Origin of the sequence: Nisaea sp. (genome assembly GCF_017640745.1) — a bacterium.
Classification (GTDB): domain Bacteria; phylum Pseudomonadota; class Alphaproteobacteria; order Thalassobaculales; family Thalassobaculaceae; genus Nisaea.
On record NZ_JAEPQA010000024.1, the window covers coordinates 41,621 to 58,811 of the forward strand.

The 17,191-nt window shown below is 61.5% G+C and carries 18 protein-coding genes; 11 read left to right on the plus strand and 7 right to left on the minus strand.

The features are described from left to right. Nucleotides 1-47: 47 nt before the first annotated feature. Complete coding sequence (locus JJ959_RS16215; protein ID WP_292885757.1) at nt 48-662, minus strand: PAS domain-containing protein; 615 nt, start codon at nt 660-662, stop codon at nt 48-50. A gap of 142 nt (nt 663-804) precedes the next feature. Further along, on the minus strand, nt 805-1,245 hold the full coding sequence (locus JJ959_RS16220) for a TIGR01244 family sulfur transferase (RefSeq protein WP_292885759.1): 441 nt from the start codon (nt 1,243-1,245) through the stop codon (nt 805-807). A gap of 246 nt (nt 1,246-1,491) precedes the next feature. On the opposite strand from JJ959_RS16220, the gene JJ959_RS16225 reads away from it, so the two are divergent. Continuing rightward, entirely contained in the window at nt 1,492-2,694 is a 1,203-nt protein-coding gene (locus JJ959_RS16225) for a pentapeptide repeat-containing protein (protein ID WP_292885762.1), read from the plus strand. A 13-nt stretch (nt 2,695-2,707) separates the two neighbouring features. Here JJ959_RS16225 and JJ959_RS16230 read toward each other — a convergent pair whose 3' ends face one another. Then, the gene (locus JJ959_RS16230; protein WP_292885765.1) at nt 2,708-3,823 is read right to left on the minus strand and encodes a hypothetical protein; all 1,116 of its coding nucleotides are present in this window, start codon (nt 3,821-3,823) and stop codon (nt 2,708-2,710) included. Between the two features lie 23 nt (nt 3,824-3,846). On the opposite strand from JJ959_RS16230, the gene JJ959_RS16235 reads away from it, so the two are divergent. The 7 genes from JJ959_RS16235 to JJ959_RS16265 all read left to right on the plus strand — a co-directional run bounded on the left by JJ959_RS16235 (nt 3,847) and on the right by JJ959_RS16265 (nt 11,511). After that, nucleotides 3,847-5,253 carry a pentapeptide repeat-containing protein gene (locus JJ959_RS16235; RefSeq protein WP_292885768.1) on the plus strand — a complete coding sequence of 469 codons (1,407 nt, stop codon included), beginning with the start codon at nt 3,847-3,849 and terminating at the stop codon, nt 5,251-5,253. Nucleotides 5,254-5,362: 109 nt separating this feature from the next. After that, complete coding sequence (locus JJ959_RS16240) at nt 5,363-5,644, plus strand: hypothetical protein (protein WP_292885771.1); 282 nt, start codon at nt 5,363-5,365, stop codon at nt 5,642-5,644. A 159-nt stretch (nt 5,645-5,803) separates the two neighbouring features. Next, entirely contained in the window at nt 5,804-7,093 is a 1,290-nt protein-coding gene (locus JJ959_RS16245) for an imelysin family protein (protein ID WP_292885774.1), read from the plus strand. A 143-nt stretch (nt 7,094-7,236) separates the two neighbouring features. Next, a complete protein-coding gene (locus JJ959_RS16250) occupies nt 7,237-8,730 on the plus strand; it encodes a di-heme oxidoredictase family protein (RefSeq protein ID WP_292885777.1) in 1,494 nt (497 codons plus the stop codon). A 13-nt stretch (nt 8,731-8,743) separates the two neighbouring features. Then, complete coding sequence (locus tag JJ959_RS16255) at nt 8,744-9,838, plus strand: imelysin family protein (RefSeq protein ID WP_292885780.1); 1,095 nt, start codon at nt 8,744-8,746, stop codon at nt 9,836-9,838. Between the two features lie 4 nt (nt 9,839-9,842). After that, the gene (locus JJ959_RS16260) at nt 9,843-10,970 is read left to right on the plus strand and encodes a DUF1513 domain-containing protein (RefSeq protein ID WP_292885783.1); all 1,128 of its coding nucleotides are present in this window, start codon (nt 9,843-9,845) and stop codon (nt 10,968-10,970) included. Between the two features lie 157 nt (nt 10,971-11,127). Beyond that, nucleotides 11,128-11,511, plus strand: a complete 384-nt coding sequence (locus JJ959_RS16265) for a cytochrome c family protein (RefSeq protein ID WP_292885786.1) — start codon at nt 11,128-11,130, stop codon at nt 11,509-11,511. Between the two features lie 54 nt (nt 11,512-11,565). On the opposite strand, the gene JJ959_RS16270 is transcribed toward JJ959_RS16265, so the two are convergent. Then, nucleotides 11,566-12,384, minus strand: a complete 819-nt coding sequence (locus tag JJ959_RS16270; RefSeq protein ID WP_292885789.1) for a ChaN family lipoprotein — start codon at nt 12,382-12,384, stop codon at nt 11,566-11,568. Between the two features lie 389 nt (nt 12,385-12,773). On the opposite strand from JJ959_RS16270, the gene JJ959_RS16275 reads away from it, so the two are divergent. The 3 genes from JJ959_RS16275 to JJ959_RS16285 are packed head-to-tail and all read left to right on the plus strand — an operon-like array spanning nt 12,774 to nt 15,087. Then, nucleotides 12,774-13,658 (plus strand): hypothetical protein, encoded by an 885-nt coding sequence (locus JJ959_RS16275; protein ID WP_292885792.1) that lies wholly within the window; start codon nt 12,774-12,776, stop codon nt 13,656-13,658. Beyond that, nucleotides 13,655-14,683, plus strand: coding sequence for a hypothetical protein (locus tag JJ959_RS16280; RefSeq protein WP_292885795.1), 1,029 nt, complete (start codon nt 13,655-13,657; stop codon nt 14,681-14,683). Before JJ959_RS16275 ends, JJ959_RS16280 begins: the two co-directional genes overlap by 4 nt. 5 nt (nt 14,684-14,688) lie before the next feature. Further along, nucleotides 14,689-15,087, plus strand: coding sequence for an SHOCT domain-containing protein (locus tag JJ959_RS16285; protein ID WP_292885797.1), 399 nt, complete (start codon nt 14,689-14,691; stop codon nt 15,085-15,087). Nucleotides 15,088-15,100: 13 nt separating this feature from the next. Here JJ959_RS16285 and JJ959_RS16290 read toward each other — a convergent pair whose 3' ends face one another. The 3 genes from JJ959_RS16290 to JJ959_RS16300 all read right to left on the minus strand — a co-directional run bounded on the left by JJ959_RS16290 (nt 15,101) and on the right by JJ959_RS16300 (nt 17,073). Then, nucleotides 15,101-15,613 carry a hypothetical protein gene (locus JJ959_RS16290; protein ID WP_292885799.1) on the minus strand — a complete coding sequence of 171 codons (513 nt, stop codon included), beginning with the start codon at nt 15,611-15,613 and terminating at the stop codon, nt 15,101-15,103. 144 nt (nt 15,614-15,757) lie between these two features. Continuing rightward, nucleotides 15,758-16,642: an RNA polymerase sigma factor SigJ gene (gene sigJ, locus JJ959_RS16295; protein WP_292885801.1), complete on the minus strand. Its 885-nt coding sequence runs from the start codon at nt 16,640-16,642 to the stop codon at nt 15,758-15,760. Continuing rightward, nucleotides 16,642-17,073: a carboxymuconolactone decarboxylase family protein gene (locus JJ959_RS16300; protein ID WP_292885802.1), complete on the minus strand. Its 432-nt coding sequence runs from the start codon at nt 17,071-17,073 to the stop codon at nt 16,642-16,644. Before JJ959_RS16300 ends, sigJ begins: the two co-directional genes overlap by 1 nt. Between the last annotated feature and the right edge of the window lie 118 nt (nt 17,074-17,191).

Below are 17,191 nucleotides of genomic sequence, written 5' to 3' on the forward strand. Positions count from 1 at the left end.
GGCTGCGGATAGCATACCGACATGACAAGTAGGTTACTCAGTAGTGCCTAAAGCACCGGCGCATCAACGGCGAAAAATGCGTATTGCTCGGAGATGTCAAGCCACGAGCCGTCCTCGAAAATCTGGACATGCGGCAAGGCGGGCGGCATTTCGTGCTCGAAAACCTGCACCATAAAAGCCATGTCAGCGTTCCTGCCGTCGCGGGAAAGCGGCATCATCAGGCGGGACGTCCGCAGCATACGCCCTTCGTCCCAGCGAAACTGGCTGTGCGAGAAGACCGGAAGTCTCCGTTTGCAGGTGAGCATGAAGAGGCCGTGGATGAAGTCGTAGTAGCTTCCCCGCAGAACCTCGGAGAGGTCTATGCCTGTAATGTCCCGGCCGAAACTCTCGGCCACGCTCGTTCCGACCACCCTGTGGCGCACGTTCCCGACCGCGAGATCAACATCCGTCAGCAGACTGTGAGGAAGCAGCGCCGGCCCCATATCCATCGGGTCCAGATCGCGGCGCATTGGCATCGCCGCCCCGTTGCCGATGCGAGTCCAATAGTCGAACGCGCGACCGAGAACGCCGTTCCCCAATACAGATTCCGTGCTATTCCGCAACGCAACACGCCCCAAACGCGATGCAGGAGAGCCAGCATTAGCTCGCTCCGGTCCAAACACGAATCTATCATTTCATTTTAATTTAACTCAAACTCTTTTCGCATTGAAAAACAAAGAAAATACAAACCTATTTGGTGCAGAGAATTTATTTCTGCACCTTTAACGGATATTGATCAGAAACTCGTTCAGGCGTGGATTCTCTTCAGCGGCCAAATTCCGTCCGGTACCCCTCGAGAAGCGGCACGAAACCGGAAAGGTCGTATCCTTGTGCCGCGGCGGCCGAAGAAACCTCGGCGATCGACTTGCCATGAAAACAAACCTTGGCAAGCGCCCAGAGGATCGTCGACCTGGTCCCGCTGCGGCAGAACGCAAAGACGGGTCCATCGGCCGACTCGATCGCCGCGTTATGCTCTGCCACCAGTTCGGGGGTGAGCGTCGGCATGGTCATCGGAATAAACCGGTACGACAGCCCGGCGGCTTCGGCAGCGGACCTCAGATCGGCTTCAGAAGCCTGTCCCGGCTCCTCGCCGTCCGGCCGGTTGTTGATCACGAATTTAAAGCCTCGATCAGCTATAGCTTGCATATCTGAAGGAAATACCTGACCATCAACCGCATATTGCTCGCTGATCTCTCTTATATTCATTACAACCTACTCCGCCTCAACAACCCAGAAACCCGACTGATTTTTCTCACAAAGCCGCACTCAAAACGACTCTCAACCAGTCACAGGTTATCCGTTACGTGATGAATCGCACCGCCAATTTTGTCTACTTGGTTCATTATCATATGCGATCTGATATAAAATATGCTCATGATCACCATGCCGCGCACTTCACTTCCAGTGCTTCCAGTAAGTCTGGAATAGGACGTGGGTTTGGGGGAACCTATAGTGTCACGGTCGATTGACCAGCATCTTCTGCAGGAAGACGCCCAGAAATTCATGGGCACATTCCTTTCAGAGCACAAGAAGTGGCTGCAGCGCAAACCCGGCGGCAAGCAGTGCGATCTGTCGCGCCTGGATCTTGCCGGCATCGACCTTAAGAACGCATTGCTCCCGCGCGCCATTCTGGTCGGAACCGGTCTACAGAACGCCCAGATGGAAGGCGCCGACCTGAGCGAGTCCGATCTGTTCGGCGCAAAACTGCAGGGCGCGAACCTGAAGCGGGCCAAGCTGAAACGCACGATCCTGCGCGGCGTCAACCTGAAGAATGCCGACCTGTCCCACGCCGATCTCGAGGATGCGGATTTCCGCGGCGGCCTGGTCCTCGGAGACTCGCCGGGTGAAACGATCGGCATGGAGCAGAGCGATCTCAGTGCCTGCCTGATGGATTTCGCCCGCGGTCAACGGGCCAAGTTCTCCAACGTGGATCTGAGTGGCGCCAGCCTGCGGGAAGCAAATCTGAAGGGTGCCGAGCTTTTCGGATCCGACCTGTCCGGAGTGGACCTCACCGGCGCCAATCTCGAGGATGCCGATCTTTCGGACACCCGCCTGACCGACGCCAAGCTCGAGCGCACGATCCTGAAGGGCGCGCGCCTCGCCAACAGCATGGTCAGCGAGGATGCTCTCGCCAGGGCAGAGACGGACTCGCACGTCTTCGACGAGATCAACAACGTCAAACTCAGCATCGACCTCGACACCACCGGGGATTTCAAATCCCTGCCCCAGGAATTGCGGATCGCGCTGGCCCAGCATTTCGAATGGCTGCAGTCAAACGGCGAACGGGGAACCCGCGCGATCATCAAATCGATGTCGCTGCGTAAATTGAAGTTGCGGCGCCAGAACCTGACTGGCGTATCGCTCTATTCCTGCGATCTGAGCGATGCCGATCTGTCTTTCGCCAACCTGGTGCTGGCGGATCTTGAGAAGTGCAATCTGATGAATGCCACGCTCTCCGGAGCGCTGATGTTCGGCACCAATCTGAAAGGCGCATTCCTGAGCGGAGCGGACCTTTCCAACGCCCATGTCGGCGCCATGCCGATTTTCGGGGCCGACGGCAAGCGGACCGGCAAGGTGCGCAAGACCGACATGAGCGCGGCAAACCTGAACAACGTCAAATTTGACGGCGTCGACATGGAAAGCATCGTCAAATAAGGCGCAGCGCGCCTCAGCTCTTCGGCGAACTCCGCAGATCCTGATGCTGCAACCCGGCGAAAATCGATTTCGCTTCCTTCATGTGGGTATTGACCTTGGCGTTGTAGCAGATGTGCTCGAAACCGTGCTTGTCCACGATCTTGATCTTCTGATTGCGGAACCGGGCTTCGTCCTTCGGCCCGGTGAGGTAGAACCTGATTTCCTCGACCCGGTCGCCGAAAACGTTAAAGCCTCTGAAGCCATCCAATACTTTGTTTGCTGCCATGACATAGCGGTGCGCTGTCCAGACGTCTGAGCCCAGGGTGAGGTTCGCGCAGTCGCCCACCAGGATCTGATCCGTGCGTGCCTTGCCGATGAGGCGGGCGACATTGATGGTGACGTCGCCGACGATATATTCGTGCCGCGCGACATATTTCGGGCTCGGCTCGTAGAATACGTAATGGCTGCCGCCGCTGAGTGCCAATCTGAGGTCCGGCAGCGGCATCTTGTCGGCCATCTCCCGCTGCAGGCTCTTGTAGTAGAGCGAGAACAGGCTCATCAGCACAAAGAGGCTGATATCCTCCTCGATGCCGGTCTCGAGGTTCCAGACGTAATACCCGTCGCCTGTCGTCGAGCGCCCCATGACCATCGGCAGCCCTTTCTGATGCAGGGTCGCCTCGGCGAGCGAAAGACAGAATTGCAGCGTTGACAGATGATTCGCCTGTTCTTCCGGGCTGTATTTCGAGAATCCGACGACATCGATCAGAAAAACCATACGGAAGCGGGCGAATCCGATCGAATATCTGGAAATGACGGATTCGACATCGTCGTGCGACAGCCCGTTTCCGCTACCGCCGATCGGGAAATCCAGCCGTATTTCCGTAGGCTGCACGCCCAGAAAACTCACGATGAGCTTGAATTCCTCGTCCGTGCAGTAACGCGGTCCCTCGAATATCCGTTCCTCCGGCTCCTTCAGCTGAAAGAGGCGGGTCTTCGGCAGCAGGACGATCTCAAGGCCCTTGCCTGACGGACGCCAGGCCACGACCGCATTCGAGCCGAACTGCGACAGACCGAAGAGAAGCTGATTCAAGGAAAGGCGCAGGTCGTCCCTGCGTCCGACGGTCAGCTGCGATCTCACGGTCTCCTGCATACGCGTTCACCAAGTGTAAAGGATTGCCCCATAACCTAAGCCATACTAAGGCGGCCGGAAACTACCTTGAACCTGAACAGAAAATGCGTCCTGTAGCATTCGCCGGACGCACGATTTTGCAAATTCCGGGAGTTCCACCGTCACGTGCATTCGCGCCGCGCGCGGCAAGTATTGAAACTTCGAGTGTCTGCATGACCGTGGCATTTGAGATATCCGAGCATCGCCCCATCCCCGAAGAGGTTATGGCCTCGATCAAGTCGCACCACGCATATATCGCCGGGCGACCGGGCGGGATTCGGCTCAATCACAACGACCTCGACGTCTCGAAATGCCGCTTCGACTACATGTCCCTGACGCAGGCGGTCATTCCCTGCGCTGATTTCACCGAGAGCTCGTGCGGGCGCACCGACTTCAGCAAATCCGATCTCTACGGTTCCAATTTCGCCTGGGCAGACCTGAAGGGCGCGATCTTCACCAAGGCGGATCTCCGCGGCGCGAACTTCACGATGGCCGACCTGACCGGCGCCTCCCTGCTGGAAGCAGACATGCGGCCCGGCCAGATCGTCCGCTGGTCCGGCAAGAGCAATGGCGGCACCACGAGCACAAATCTGGACGGCGCCAACATGAGCGACGTCGATCTACGCGGAGCCGACCTTCAGGACGCCAATCTCACGAATGTTCGCGCCATCGGCACGATGTTCACTGACGACGACATGCACGCGGTCAACCTCGCCGGCGCCACCTTGGACGGGGCCGACCTTTCAGGGTCCAAGCTGCGCGGGGTCATACTTGCCGGCGCTTCAGTTGTCGGCACCAACCTTTCACACTGCGACCTGTCCGGAGCCAATCTGCGCAATGTCGACCTGTCGAAAGCCAAATTGCACAATACCAATCTCGACGGCGCGATCACGCTGGAGAATAGCGCCGACCTCCCTAGCAACATCGCGGAGATGATTGGCTTGCACAGCAAGTGGATCGTCTCCAACGGCGAGGTCGGGGACAGGGCCGATTTCAGCGGCATGGATCTTCGCAACATCGAGCTGACCGGTTGCGATCTACGCGGCGCGACGTTTTCCGGTGCCAAACTGGACGGCGCGACATTCGACCAGTCCGAATTGATGCTCGCCAATTTCTCCGGCGCCAGCCTGGTTCGTGCAAGCTTCATCGGTGCGGCCCTCCGCGGCACAGTGTTCTCCAACGCGGATCTGCGGGAAACGAAGTTCATGGGCGCGCGTCTCGAAGTCGCAGAGATCTTCAATGCGAAACACCAGCGGACTGGCAAGACGATACCGGTCATGTTCAACGGCGCCGGCCTTCACGGCACCAATTTCAGCCGTGCCAAGATCGATGGCGCGATTTTCAGCGACTCGGTTCAGGTCGACACGATCTGGGAACATGCCAGAATAGAAAACTGCACCGGCATTATCTGACGAGGACCGGACAATCGCATCTTCAATCACATCACCCGCGCCAGAAGGCCAACCGGAACGCCGCAGCTTCAATCGTCGCGAGACATCGCTGACGGCGACGATCTCGACGTTGCCGGACTTCAAGGAAAGCTGGCCTGTAGCGGTGCAGGACATCTCGCTCATCGGCATGCATATCGTCGGCGCACTGCCCGTTTTTGATTCATCCCGCATCTATTTCCGTCTCGCGGGAACGAAGACCTGTATCGCCTGCGAACGGATTTCCCAGAACGATGAGGGCCTCCGCGTAAAGATCGAGCTCGCGCATCTGGAGCTTCAGAAGCTGATATTGGAATCCGACGTTTACGCCTCCCTTGTCCTCGAAGCTATCCCTGACGAACTTCCGTCGACCTAATCCATAAACTCCATTCAACCAACTGAAATTATTAATATTTAAAGAAGACCAATTTAGTATCTGATTAGCTATTGCAATTGAGAATGACTTTCAATAAGGTTCTCTCATCGACACCGGAACCGACGGCTCCGACCGGTCGGACAAATCAAGGCGAGAGATATGAAGACCACGATTTTTGCACAGTTGGTGATCGCGGCAGCGACGGTCGCCGGCGTCCTGACCGGTCTGCCGGCCAGCGCCGACGAGAGCGGCTCCAAGAAAGCAGTGCTCGCAACCTATGCGGATATCGCCGCTGCGGGCTATGCCGACTCTCTCGCGGGCGTTCAGTCTCTCCGCAGTGCGATTTCCACGCTGCTTGCCGCGCCGACCGAGGCCAATCTGGCCGTGGCGCGCACCGCCTGGATTGCCGCGCGCGAGCCTTACCAGCAGACCGAAGCCTACCGGTTCGGCAACGCGATCGTCGACGACTGGGAGGGCAAGGTGAACGCCTGGCCGCTCGACGAAGGCCTGATCGACTACGTGAAGACCGACTATTACGGTTCCGAGTCGGACGCGAACCCGTACTACACCGCGAACGTGATCGCGAACCCGGCCGTGACGATCGGCGGCAAGACCATCGATGCCAAGACCATCGACCGGGCACTGGTCGAGTCGCTGCACGAGATCGATGAGATCGAGGCAAATGTCTCGACCGGCTACCATGCGATCGAGTTCCTGCTCTGGGGCCAGGACCTGAACGGCACCGATCCGGGCGCAGGAGACCGCAAGGCCAGCGATTTCGATACGGACAACTGCACCAACGGCAATTGCGCGCGCCGCGCCGCCTATCTCGCCGTCGCCACCGACATGCTGGTGGATGAGCTTGAGTGGATGTCGGCCCAGTGGGCCGACGGCGGCGCCGCGCGCACCGGCCTCCTCGAGGGCGATGCGGACAAGGGCATCGCGACGATCCTGACCGGCATGGGCAGCCTCTCCTACGGCGAACTCGCCGGCGAACGGATGAAACTCGGCCTCATGCTCCACGATCCCGAGGAAGAGCATGATTGCTTCAGCGATAACACCCACCGCTCGCACTACAACGACGCGCTGGGAATCCGGAACGTCTATCTCGGCGAGTACAAGCGGACCAACGGCGCGGTCGTGAAAGGCGCGAGCCTGTCCGCCCTGGTCGCCGCCAAGGACAAGGCTGCCGACGACGAGCTGCGCGCCGCCCTGGACGCCACCATGAACAAGATGACGGTCCTCTCGGACGAAGCCGAGAAGGGACACCGTTATGACCAGATGCTCGCGGAAGGAAACGCGCGCGGGAACGAGATCGTTCAAGCCGCCGTCGACGCCCTTACCGCGCAAACCAAGTCGATCGAGCGTGTCGTCGCAGCGCTCGGTCTGTCTGCCCTCGAGTTCGAAGGCTCCGACAGTCTCGACAACCCGGGAGCTGTCTTTCAGTAAGCGGGTGCGACACCAGCATATCTCTCCCACTAGGGGGCGGCTCACGCCGCCCCCTCTTTTATTCCGGGAGATGACCGGACTGCGTTAAAAGGTCCCGTTCCCTTGCAATGGAACGGCCCATGTTCTTGCGATAGAACTGGCACATGTTGAACAGAAAGATCCTGCTGCTGACCGCGCTGCTCGCCGGCGCCGGCGGCGCTTACGGGAACGCCGCCGCGAGCGACGCGGAGCGGGTCGCGCGCGTGACAGCACCGACAACGGATTTCTCCTCCGCCGAGAAATATGAGTCCATGCAGGGCGGCGCGACGACCCACCGGAAGCGGGTCAATGGCGACGTCTTTTCCCATCCCTCGACCAATATGGCCTTCGACCGCCGGCTCTATTTCGAGCTCGGCGACGGCATCTTCAAGAAAATGTGGGTGAGCTCACCCGCCAGCACGAAATCCTCCGACGGCCTCGGCCCGCTCTACAATGCGCGCTCCTGCCAGCGCTGCCACCTGAAGGACGGCAGAGGCGCGCCACCGGAAGGCGCCCAAGCGGATTCCGTCGCTCTGCTGATCCGGCTGAGCGTTCCGCCGCAGAACGACGCGGAGCGGACACTTCTGGAGACCGGGGCGGCCCACTCGATCCCCGACCCGGTCTATGGCGGTCAGCTGCAACCTTTCGCGGTCCCCGGCCAGAATGCCGAGGCGCGGGTCGAGATCCGTTACGAAACCTTGCCGATTGCGCTGGACGACGGCACGGTCGTCGAGCTCCGCAAACCCACGGTCACGCTTGCGGATCCTGCCTTCGGAGCGCTCCGCGACGACCTCATGATGTCGGCCCGCATCGCCACGCCGATGATCGGCCTCGGCCTTCTGGAAGCGCTTTCCGAAAAGGATATCCTGAGCTGGGCCGATCCCGAGGACCGGGACGGAGACGGGATATCCGGACGGCCGAACCGGGTCATGAGTGCGATGCACCGGCAGATCATGCTCGGCCGCTTCGGCTGGAAGGCCAACGAGCCGACCCTGAAGGATCAGGTCTCCGGCGCCTTTTCCGGCGACATCGGCATTTCCTCGAGCCTCCATCCCGCCAATGCCGGCGACTGCACGAAGGCGCAGCCGGTCTGCCTCGGTGCCCCGCATGGCGGCGATGCCGAGGCCGGCGACGTCGAGGTGAATGACCACCTGCTCGATCTGGTGACCTTCTACAGCCGCAATCTTTCAGTCCCCGCACGGCGCGATGTCGGAGATCCGTCGGTGCTGGCCGGCAAGAAGATCTTCTACGAGGCCGGTTGCATTGCCTGCCACCGCCCGAAATATGTGACACCGCGCGATCCCTTGCGCCCGGAACAATCCTTCCAGCTGATCTGGCCCTATACGGACATGCTGCTGCACGACATGGGCGACGGTCTCGCCGACAACCGCACCGACGGAAACGCGGACGGACGGGAATGGCGCACGCCGCCGCTCTGGGGCATCGGCCTTACCGAGACCGTCAACGGTCATACCTATTTCCTGCATGATGGACGCGCACGGAACCTGCTGGAGGCCATCCTCTGGCACGGCGGCGAGGCCGCGGCCGCCCGCGACCGGGTGACCGCCCTCACCAAGCAGGAGCGCGAGCATCTGCTGCGTTTCCTGAATTCCCTCTGAAGAGGAGGAAGAAATGATACGCATCGCAGCTTCAGCGGCCATCGCCCTCTCGATGGCCTTCTTTCCGCAACCGGACGGCGCACGCGCCCAGGATGCCGAGACGAATTACACGGCCATCGCCGCGGCCAGCGTCACCAACCATATTCTTCCGCGCTACAAGCACCTCGCCGAAACCGGTGCCACGCTCGCCGGCGACGCGGACGCCTATTGCGCGGACCCGGATGCTGCGGCCTTTTTCGCGCTCGACCGGGCCTTTCGCGATTTCTGGCTCAGCTGGGCCGGCATTCGTCACATCCAGTTCGGCCCGATCACCTATCTCGACCGAGCCTACCGGATCCAGTTCTGGCCGGACACGCGCAACAAGATCGGCAAGCAGCTCAGCCGCACCCTCGCCGACGCCGACAGTGCTGCGTTGTCCCCGGAGCGCTTCACCGCCACCAGCGTCGCGATCCAGGGACTTCCCGCGCTGGAGAGATTGCTGGCCGAGGGCCATGACGGCTATGCCGGTGCCAACGGGGCTTTTCGCTGTGCGCTGACCCGCGCGATCGCCCGGAACCTGGCCACGATCTCCGCGGAGCTTATCACCAACTGGAACCCGAACGACGGCTATGCCCATCTGATCGCCGAGGCCGGCACCGGCACCGGTCCCTATAGCGAAACCTATCAGGTTCCGGTCGATCTGCTGCAGAGCCTTCTTGGAGAAATCGAGGCGAACCGCGACACCCGGCTCGGCCATCCTCTCGGCTCGACTGTCGAGACCGCGCGGCCGAAACTCGCCGAGGCCTGGCGCAGCGGTCTCTCGCGCGAGATCCTGGCGGCGTCGGTCAGCGGGATCGAGGACCTCTACCTGAACGGCGGTTTCGATGCCGCCCTCCGAACCGGCGGGGAAGACGCCCTCGCGGACCGGATCAAGGTACTCTTCACCCGGATTGCGAAGGATATTTCGACGATCGGAATGCCGCTCTACGACGCTTTCGGCTCGACCGAGGGCCGCGAGAAGCTGCAGACCATCCGCGCCGGGCTCAAGGAACTTGCCGCCCTCGCCGGGACCGATCTTGCCGTCGCGCTCGATATCTCGCCCGGTTTCAACAGCCGGGACGGAGACTGACGTCATGATTACGCGCCGCAATTTCCTCGCAGGCCTCGCCGCTTCGGGTGCGACGGCGCTGTTCGCCAAGCCGCTGACCGCAGGCAGCGGCGACGATGGCCTGCTGATTTCCGCAGCCCGCAGGAGCGACGGAAGCTTTGTCCTCGTCGGCTGCACCGAGAACGGGGAAATCACCTTCGAACTGCCGCTTCCGGGACGTGGCCACGCCACGACGCTCTCGCCCGACGGCAAAACGGCCGTGCACATGGCCCGCCGCCCGGGGCGCTTCATGCTGGCGGTGGATATCGCGACAGGGACGCTCCGCGAATTCGTCAATGCACCTGAAGGCCGCCATTTCTACGGTCATGCCGGCTTCTCGCCGGACGGGAAACTGCTCTTCACGACGGAGAACGACTTCGATCGCGGCCGCGGCGTGATCGGCATCTGGGACTGCCGCGACGGATACCGGCGCGCCGGCGAATGGGACAGTTTCGGCATCGGTCCGCACGATCTGACGCTGCTGCCGGGCGGTACCGTCATGGCGATTGCAAATGGCGGCATCCTCACCCATCCGGACAGCGGACGGGCAAAGCTGAACATCGCTGACATGAAGCCGAACCTGACCTTCGTCGACGCACGTGACGGCACCTTCATCCGCCGGATCGAGCTGCCTTCCGAGCTGCACAAGAACAGCATCCGCCATCTCGATTCCGGTCCCGACGGCAGCGTGCTTTTCGGCATGCAGTATCAGGGTGCCAAGACCGATGCGCCGCCGCTGGTCGGACATGTCGGGCCCGACGGCACATGCACTCTGTTCGATGCGCCGGAAACACTGACGCCGCAATTGCAGGGTTACTGCGCAGATGTGGCGATCGACGGCTCCGGCCGGTTCGGCGCCAGCACCTTCCCCCGCGGAGACAGGATCGCGATCTGGTCCATCCCGGACGGCAAGCTGATGATGCTCAACACGGTCCGGGACAGCGCCGGAATCGCCACCGACTCCCACCCCGGCGCCTTCCGCTTCTCCACCGGTTTCGGCCGCCTGCTGACCCGTGTGGCCGGACCGGACGGAACGATCGCCGAACACGGTGCGCGCCGTTTTGCCGGCCTCGCCTTCGACAATCACATGACCCTGGCTGATCGGCACATCTAGGACACGGTCACGGCTTTACGCGGCCAGTCATATCGGCAAGTGTATGCAACGTCGGCATCGGAAAGCGGTGCGACAGTTCGCCGACTGGGCTGAGTGTGAAAGCCTGCCTATATCCCGTCCGTTACCGAGCCACCGGCCAGAAACTGTGGAGAGAGAAATGTTGCGCAAAGCCGCCTATGCCGCCGCCGTCCTGACCCTGATCGCCAGCCCGGCCCTCGCCTCCGGCGACGCGGACCAGGGCAAGAAGGTCTTCAACAAGTGCAAGGCCTGCCACGTCGCTGACCAGGAAAAGAACCGGGTCGGCCCGCACCTTGTCGGGATCTTCGGGCGCAAGGCCGGCGCCGTCGAAAGCTTCAAATATTCCAAGGCAATGACGGAAAAGGGCGAAGAGGGTCTCGTCTGGACCGAGGAGACCATGAGCGAATATCTGAAATCCCCGAAGACCTATATCAAAGGCACCAAGATGTCCTTTGCCGGCCTCAAGAAAGAGGACGATATCGAGAACGTGATCGCCTACCTGAAGGCCGAGACCGCGAAGTAACCGCGGCGTCCCGAAATTCCGAGCCGCGCTGCCGGTCCGCCGGTGGCGCGGTTTCTATTTGTGCTTTCCGAACCTGGCTGCCAGTTCGGCACAATAGTCCCGGTCGGGCTGCGCCTGCTCCGTGAACCAGACGAAATCGAACTTCCGGGAGAGCGCGGCATCGGGGATGGCAGGGTTATCGGCATCGCGCTCGAGCAGCGCCAGCGATGCGACTTCCAGCGCACCGAACCGGCGGATCAGGTGATAGCCGGCACCGATATCCCGGCGCGCATGTTGTCCGCCGGCGATCAGCACCGCGCCGTCCGCCATCGCCGCGGCGCGGACCATCGCTTCCGCAAGGCTCGCGTCCCTGGCGACCTGAACCCGGATCATCGGCTCCAGCCGGTCGCGCGGCACCAGCTCGCAATGCCCCCGATAGACCTCTTCTTCAACCGCATCCCTGACCGCTTCAGGTAAGGGGTCGTTCAGGCGGAGCGCGTCCATCAGGTCCTTATCGGCGCTTTCGGGATCACTCGCCAGTTGCCTGACCGTCCCGCGGTCGATATTTCCGGCGACCATCGGCAATCCGGCCGCCAGCGCGACTTCGGCTATCGGCCGGTAATATTTCCAGTCCGGCCATCCGGATTCCGCCCAGCCGACGGCGTCGGCGAACCGGTCCGGATCGGCATTGCCGCCGGCCGCCAGATCATCGATGGCGGGTTGCTTGCCGCGCGGGACCATTTCCCACACCAGTGCCGGCCGGCGCCCGAGATCGACCATCTGCGCGAGCAGACGCGCCTGGATCCGATGATGCTCGGGATTGTCGTGCTTTTCGCCGAGCAGCACGAGGCGGTGCGATGCGAGTTCCCGGGCAAGATATGCCTCGGGATCCATCGTGCCCGCCGGTAACGGCGACGCGAGCATTGGAACGAGTGCAAACGCCAGCAGCAGGACGGGCAGACGACCAGGTATCAGGTTTAAGAACACACCGCTTCCCCTCCTGCAGTCGCCTCGGAACAGATAGCCCGGAAGAAGAGATAGGGCGCTGCGACGAAATGTCAGAAGGTGCCCGAATCCGCAGCCCCTGCCGCTTGCCTCTGGATCGAGCCCCCCTTCCGGCCAGACGGGTGGGCGTTTCGTTGCGACTACGCATTTTCCATCGCGCAAAGGCTTGCCCCCATTCTCGACTGACCGCAAGATCGGCGATCCTTTTTGCCTCCCAGTCAGCGTCCGGAGTTTCCTGCTTGTCTCTTCCCCTACCGGAACGGAAACGCAAGAGGTGCGTGCTCATCGCCCTCTTTGCCGTCGCTTTATCGTGCTTCTTCAATCTTCCGGCCGATGCGATTGCGGGCAATTTCCCGCCTCTCAACACACCCGATTTCGCAGCCTATCGCAGCCAATTCGATGAAGACCGGGCGCGACTTGAGCGGGATCCGGCAGGTTTTTTCGCCGACGGGCAAACCGGCATCGAATGCGGCATGAGCCGGGAGCAGCAAAAGGAATTTGTCGAGGGCTCCTTCATTCGCGACATCAGCTGGAATATCCCGGGCTATGTGCTTTCAAAGCAGAGCTGGGACGTGGAGACGGTGCTCCCGATATTCGACCGGCACGAGATCCGGGTACTGGACGGCAGCTGCTCCGATGGAATGATCGAGGGTCCGGCGACCGTCGTCGCCAGTTTTGTGGCTATCCAGCCCAGGGGCCAGTTCGGCAATCGCATCTTTCGCATCTTCGAGGTGAAGCTTAGGGAAACTTGCCAATATCGCGGCTCCATCCGCAACGGCGAGTGCCGCCGGGCCGAGACGGCGACGACTTTCCTCAGCTATCTGAACGACAATGGATTTCTGGAGAAGGACACCGGATACCCGGCGACCGGACTCACGATTTTCGATTACGGTTTCTACGAAGAGAACCGCGAGACCGGTCCGGGGACCAGCTTCCAGATCGCCGCGTTGCCGGGATACTTCAAGTACGAAACCCTGACCCGGCGCAAGCAGGCGGGCAGCCTGCGCTACGAAAGCTATCTGGACGGAGACCGCGTCATCTGGACCTATTTCCGGCGCCAGTCGGATCTGGTCCTGCACGGTCCGGCAATCTGGCCCGCGCCCAACTTCACCTGTTTCGAGGACGGCAAGAAGGTCGAGCGCATGGAGTGCCCCGAACCGTGATCATACGAGCCCTTATCGCTCTCGCCCTGCTCTGGTTTCCGGTCTCCGCCGCAAACGCCCAGGAGATCTATCAACTGAGTCCCGATGCCCTGGAGAAGGTCCGCCAGACCAGCCAGAAGATGGCGCCTCGGATCGAGCGCCAGCATACCCACGAACTGCGCGCCGACGGACCTGAGACGAAGACAGGTGTCTCCTTCATCGCGCAGTCCATCTATGTCGGGCGGTACCGGAAAGTCGTTTCCCCGGCGACCGGACGCCTGCAGCAATGGGCCTTCGACGCAGGACTGTTCGTGAACCGTCTGCAGGATCGCTATGCGGGGACTTTCTATTTCTTCTTCGATCCTCGCTCGGAACGAAGACAGGCGGCAACGGAGGTTACGTCGGAAGGGACCTATATCCTTGTCGGGACGGAAATGCTCCGCGACGGCAGCCTGAGAACTGGCATCTTCAAGGCCGAACAGTCCTCGACGAAACCACTGGCCTGGAGCCATGCGGACCCGGAGTGGCTGGCCCAGTTCGAACGGGACAACAAGGCCGCCGTGGAGCGGACGAAAGCGATGATCCGCAAACGGCAGGCCGAGGACCGCGCCGCGGCGGCGAGCGGCTTCTCCTTCGGTCAGCTCCTCGCGCTCGGGCTCGGCGCCGGAGGCCTCGCTTTCGCCGACATCCCGACCGGCGATATGATCCAGATCGGCAGCGCGTTTGCGAGTGACGTGCTCAGCAAGGGACAGACCACCCAGCTGAACGATCTGGTCGCTTCCAAACGCCCAGGACCAGCGGCCACCACGACGGCGAACGCCGGCCAGACACCGACTCCGGCAGCAGGCGGCTACACGACCGAAAAAGTGCGGATCACCTGCGCGAGCGGGGTGAGCAATACGGTTCCTCTCACCTTCAAGACGCGAACCTGCCGCAACGCAATGGAGAATTACGCGCGGGTCTATGCCTGCAACCTGATCGACGATATGCAGGCGGCGGCGCAACGGTGCAAACAGGCATGCGGACATATCCAATGCGCGGAGTGACACGGATGAAGACCGCCATCCTCGGCCTCACAATTTCCCTCGGTATTCTGACCGGCACATCGAACGCCGCCGAGCTTCCGGCGCCGGATTTCACGAAGCTCGACGACGCGACGATCTCCGCACTCGACACCGCCTGCGCCAGTTGGGTGATGACGGAGCGAAAAGCCAATCTGCAGCCCTGGATCGGCGCGATCGGACCACTCTGCGAAGCAGCCAGGAATCGCCCCGTGCAACCGGTCGCGGCCGAACCGGGGTTCCGTGCCTCGCCGGCCGCTTCCGCTCCGGCGGCAAACGGACTCGGAGACAAGCTGCAGCAACTGAAGGCGCTGCTCGATCAGGGCCTGATCACGCAGGACGACTACGACAAAACCAAGGCCAAGCTGCTGACCGGGTTCGCAAACTGACCCGTCGGGAAGCTCAGTCGAACAGACTGTCGATCGCGGCCTGATCCATGATGTCGTCGATCTCGGCCTGGTCGTAGCGCGGCACGGTGCCGTTTATCACGCCGGATATCTGCTCCAGGGTGGTCTTGATCTCGCGGACCTTCGCCATGGTCTGATGCTGGAACGCGTCCTGGGGGACCGTTCCGTTCAGCTTTTTCAGAAGGTCGGTCGCCGAGAAGATCTGCTCGTTCGCTGCCGCGACAAGATCCTCGAAGGCATCGATATATTCCCGGGGCGCGTTCTCGTAGGCCCAGATGGCGAGTTCCTTGTCGGAGAATCCGCTGGCGGCGAAATGCTCGATATAGGTCGCCGGCTCCCATTGCTCGACCTCCTCAAGCATCTCCGGCATGTCCGGAACGAGCTCGAGCAGCATGACCACTTCGTTGAAGTGATTCAGGTAATCCGTTGCCAGAAGGGACGTCTCATTGATGTTCGTCCCCCGAACAAGCAATCGGTAGGTCTTGGTCAGGCGAGGCTGCGTATCCATCGCAACAACCATAGCGCATTCCCGGCATTGTACAGACGCAATTATCCAAGATAACGCCCCAACTCATTAAGATTACGTATATTTTAATCATATTGCCGGTACTTTCGGGGACACGCCCCAGCCCCACCGAATTCCGGCGCCGGGTCAGTCTTCGAGATCGAAACGCCGCAGTTTGTCTGGATTGCGCGTAATCATGATTTCCTCCACCCGGTTATCGCCGCCGACCGCGAAGGTCACGATCGCTTCCGTCCGGGCACCGGCGCGGGCGATCAGCGCGCGCTGCGCGTTGATCTCGGCGACGGCGACCTGATAGTTCGCGTACCAGCGCGAGAGATAGCGGGTGACGAACTGGAGAATCACTTCAGCACCCCGGAGCGGTTTGCGGATCGAGTCCGCCTTTCCGCCGCTGTCCGCAGTCAGCACCGCGTGGCTCGACAGCAGGGCGGCAAGCCCGTCGGCGACGCCCGTCGTCACGGCGGCCTGGAAGGCCTCGACCAGACGCTCCTGGATGTGTTTCGGAGCTGGCCTGGTATTTCCAGCGCTGCGGACATTGACCCGCGCGCGAGACGCCAGCTTGCGGCAGGCGGCCTCGCTGACCTGCAGGCTTTCCGCGATCTCCGCGTACTCCATCCCGAAAACGTCATGCAGGATGAAGGCCGCGCGCTCCTTGGGCGCCAGACGCTCGAGCACGAGCAGGAACGCCATGGTGACGCTCTCGCTCATGAGGAAATCGGTCTCCGGTGTCGCTTCCTGCGCCGTTTCCATCGGCTCCGGGAGCCAGGATCCGACATATTCGGTCCGGCTGCGGCGCGCCGATTTCAGCACGTCGAGCGACCGCCGCGTGGCCACCGAAGTGAGCCAGCCCCGCCGGTTTTCGATCTCGTCGCGGTTTGCCGCATCCCAGGCGAGAAAGGTGTCCTGCACGACGTCCTCCGCCTCGGCGCGGCTTCCGAGCAGGCGGTAGGCGAGACCGGTCAGCATCGGTCTCGCCTCCTCGAATGCCTCTATGTGATCCAACGGCCGTTCCATCAGTGGTTCGAGATCTGGATCCGATTCCAGAGATTGATCATCGCCACGATCGCCGTCAGCGTCGAGATCTCGCGCTCCGTGAAATGCTCCCTCAACTCCCGCCGCAATGGACCTAGATCTGCCTTCGGGTCGGGCTCTGTCAGCGCTTCGGTCCAGGCCAGCGCAGCCTTTTCCGCAGGCGTGAAGTCCCGCACATGGCGCCAGACGACGACGCGGTCGATCCGGTCCTGGCTCTCGCCGTCCTTGCGCGCTTCCTCGATGTGCATCCTGACGCAGAAGGCGCACTGATTGATCTGCGATGCCCTGAGCTTCACCAGGTGGTGGAGAAGCCTGTCGAATCCGGCCCCCTCGATCTCCTTCTCGACGGCCTCCAGACGGCCGAAAATGTTTTCTGCATTGGCGTGAAAATTCACGGCTGCGGTCCCCTTCACCTTTTCCTCCTTCGCGGCGTTTCGGTGTGGTTTCACAGACCTGTCGAGCCAGCGCCCGCTGCTGTGACGTGGGGCTGCATTTTTTTCGCCGCGACGGCGACGTACGCTGGAAGTCGCC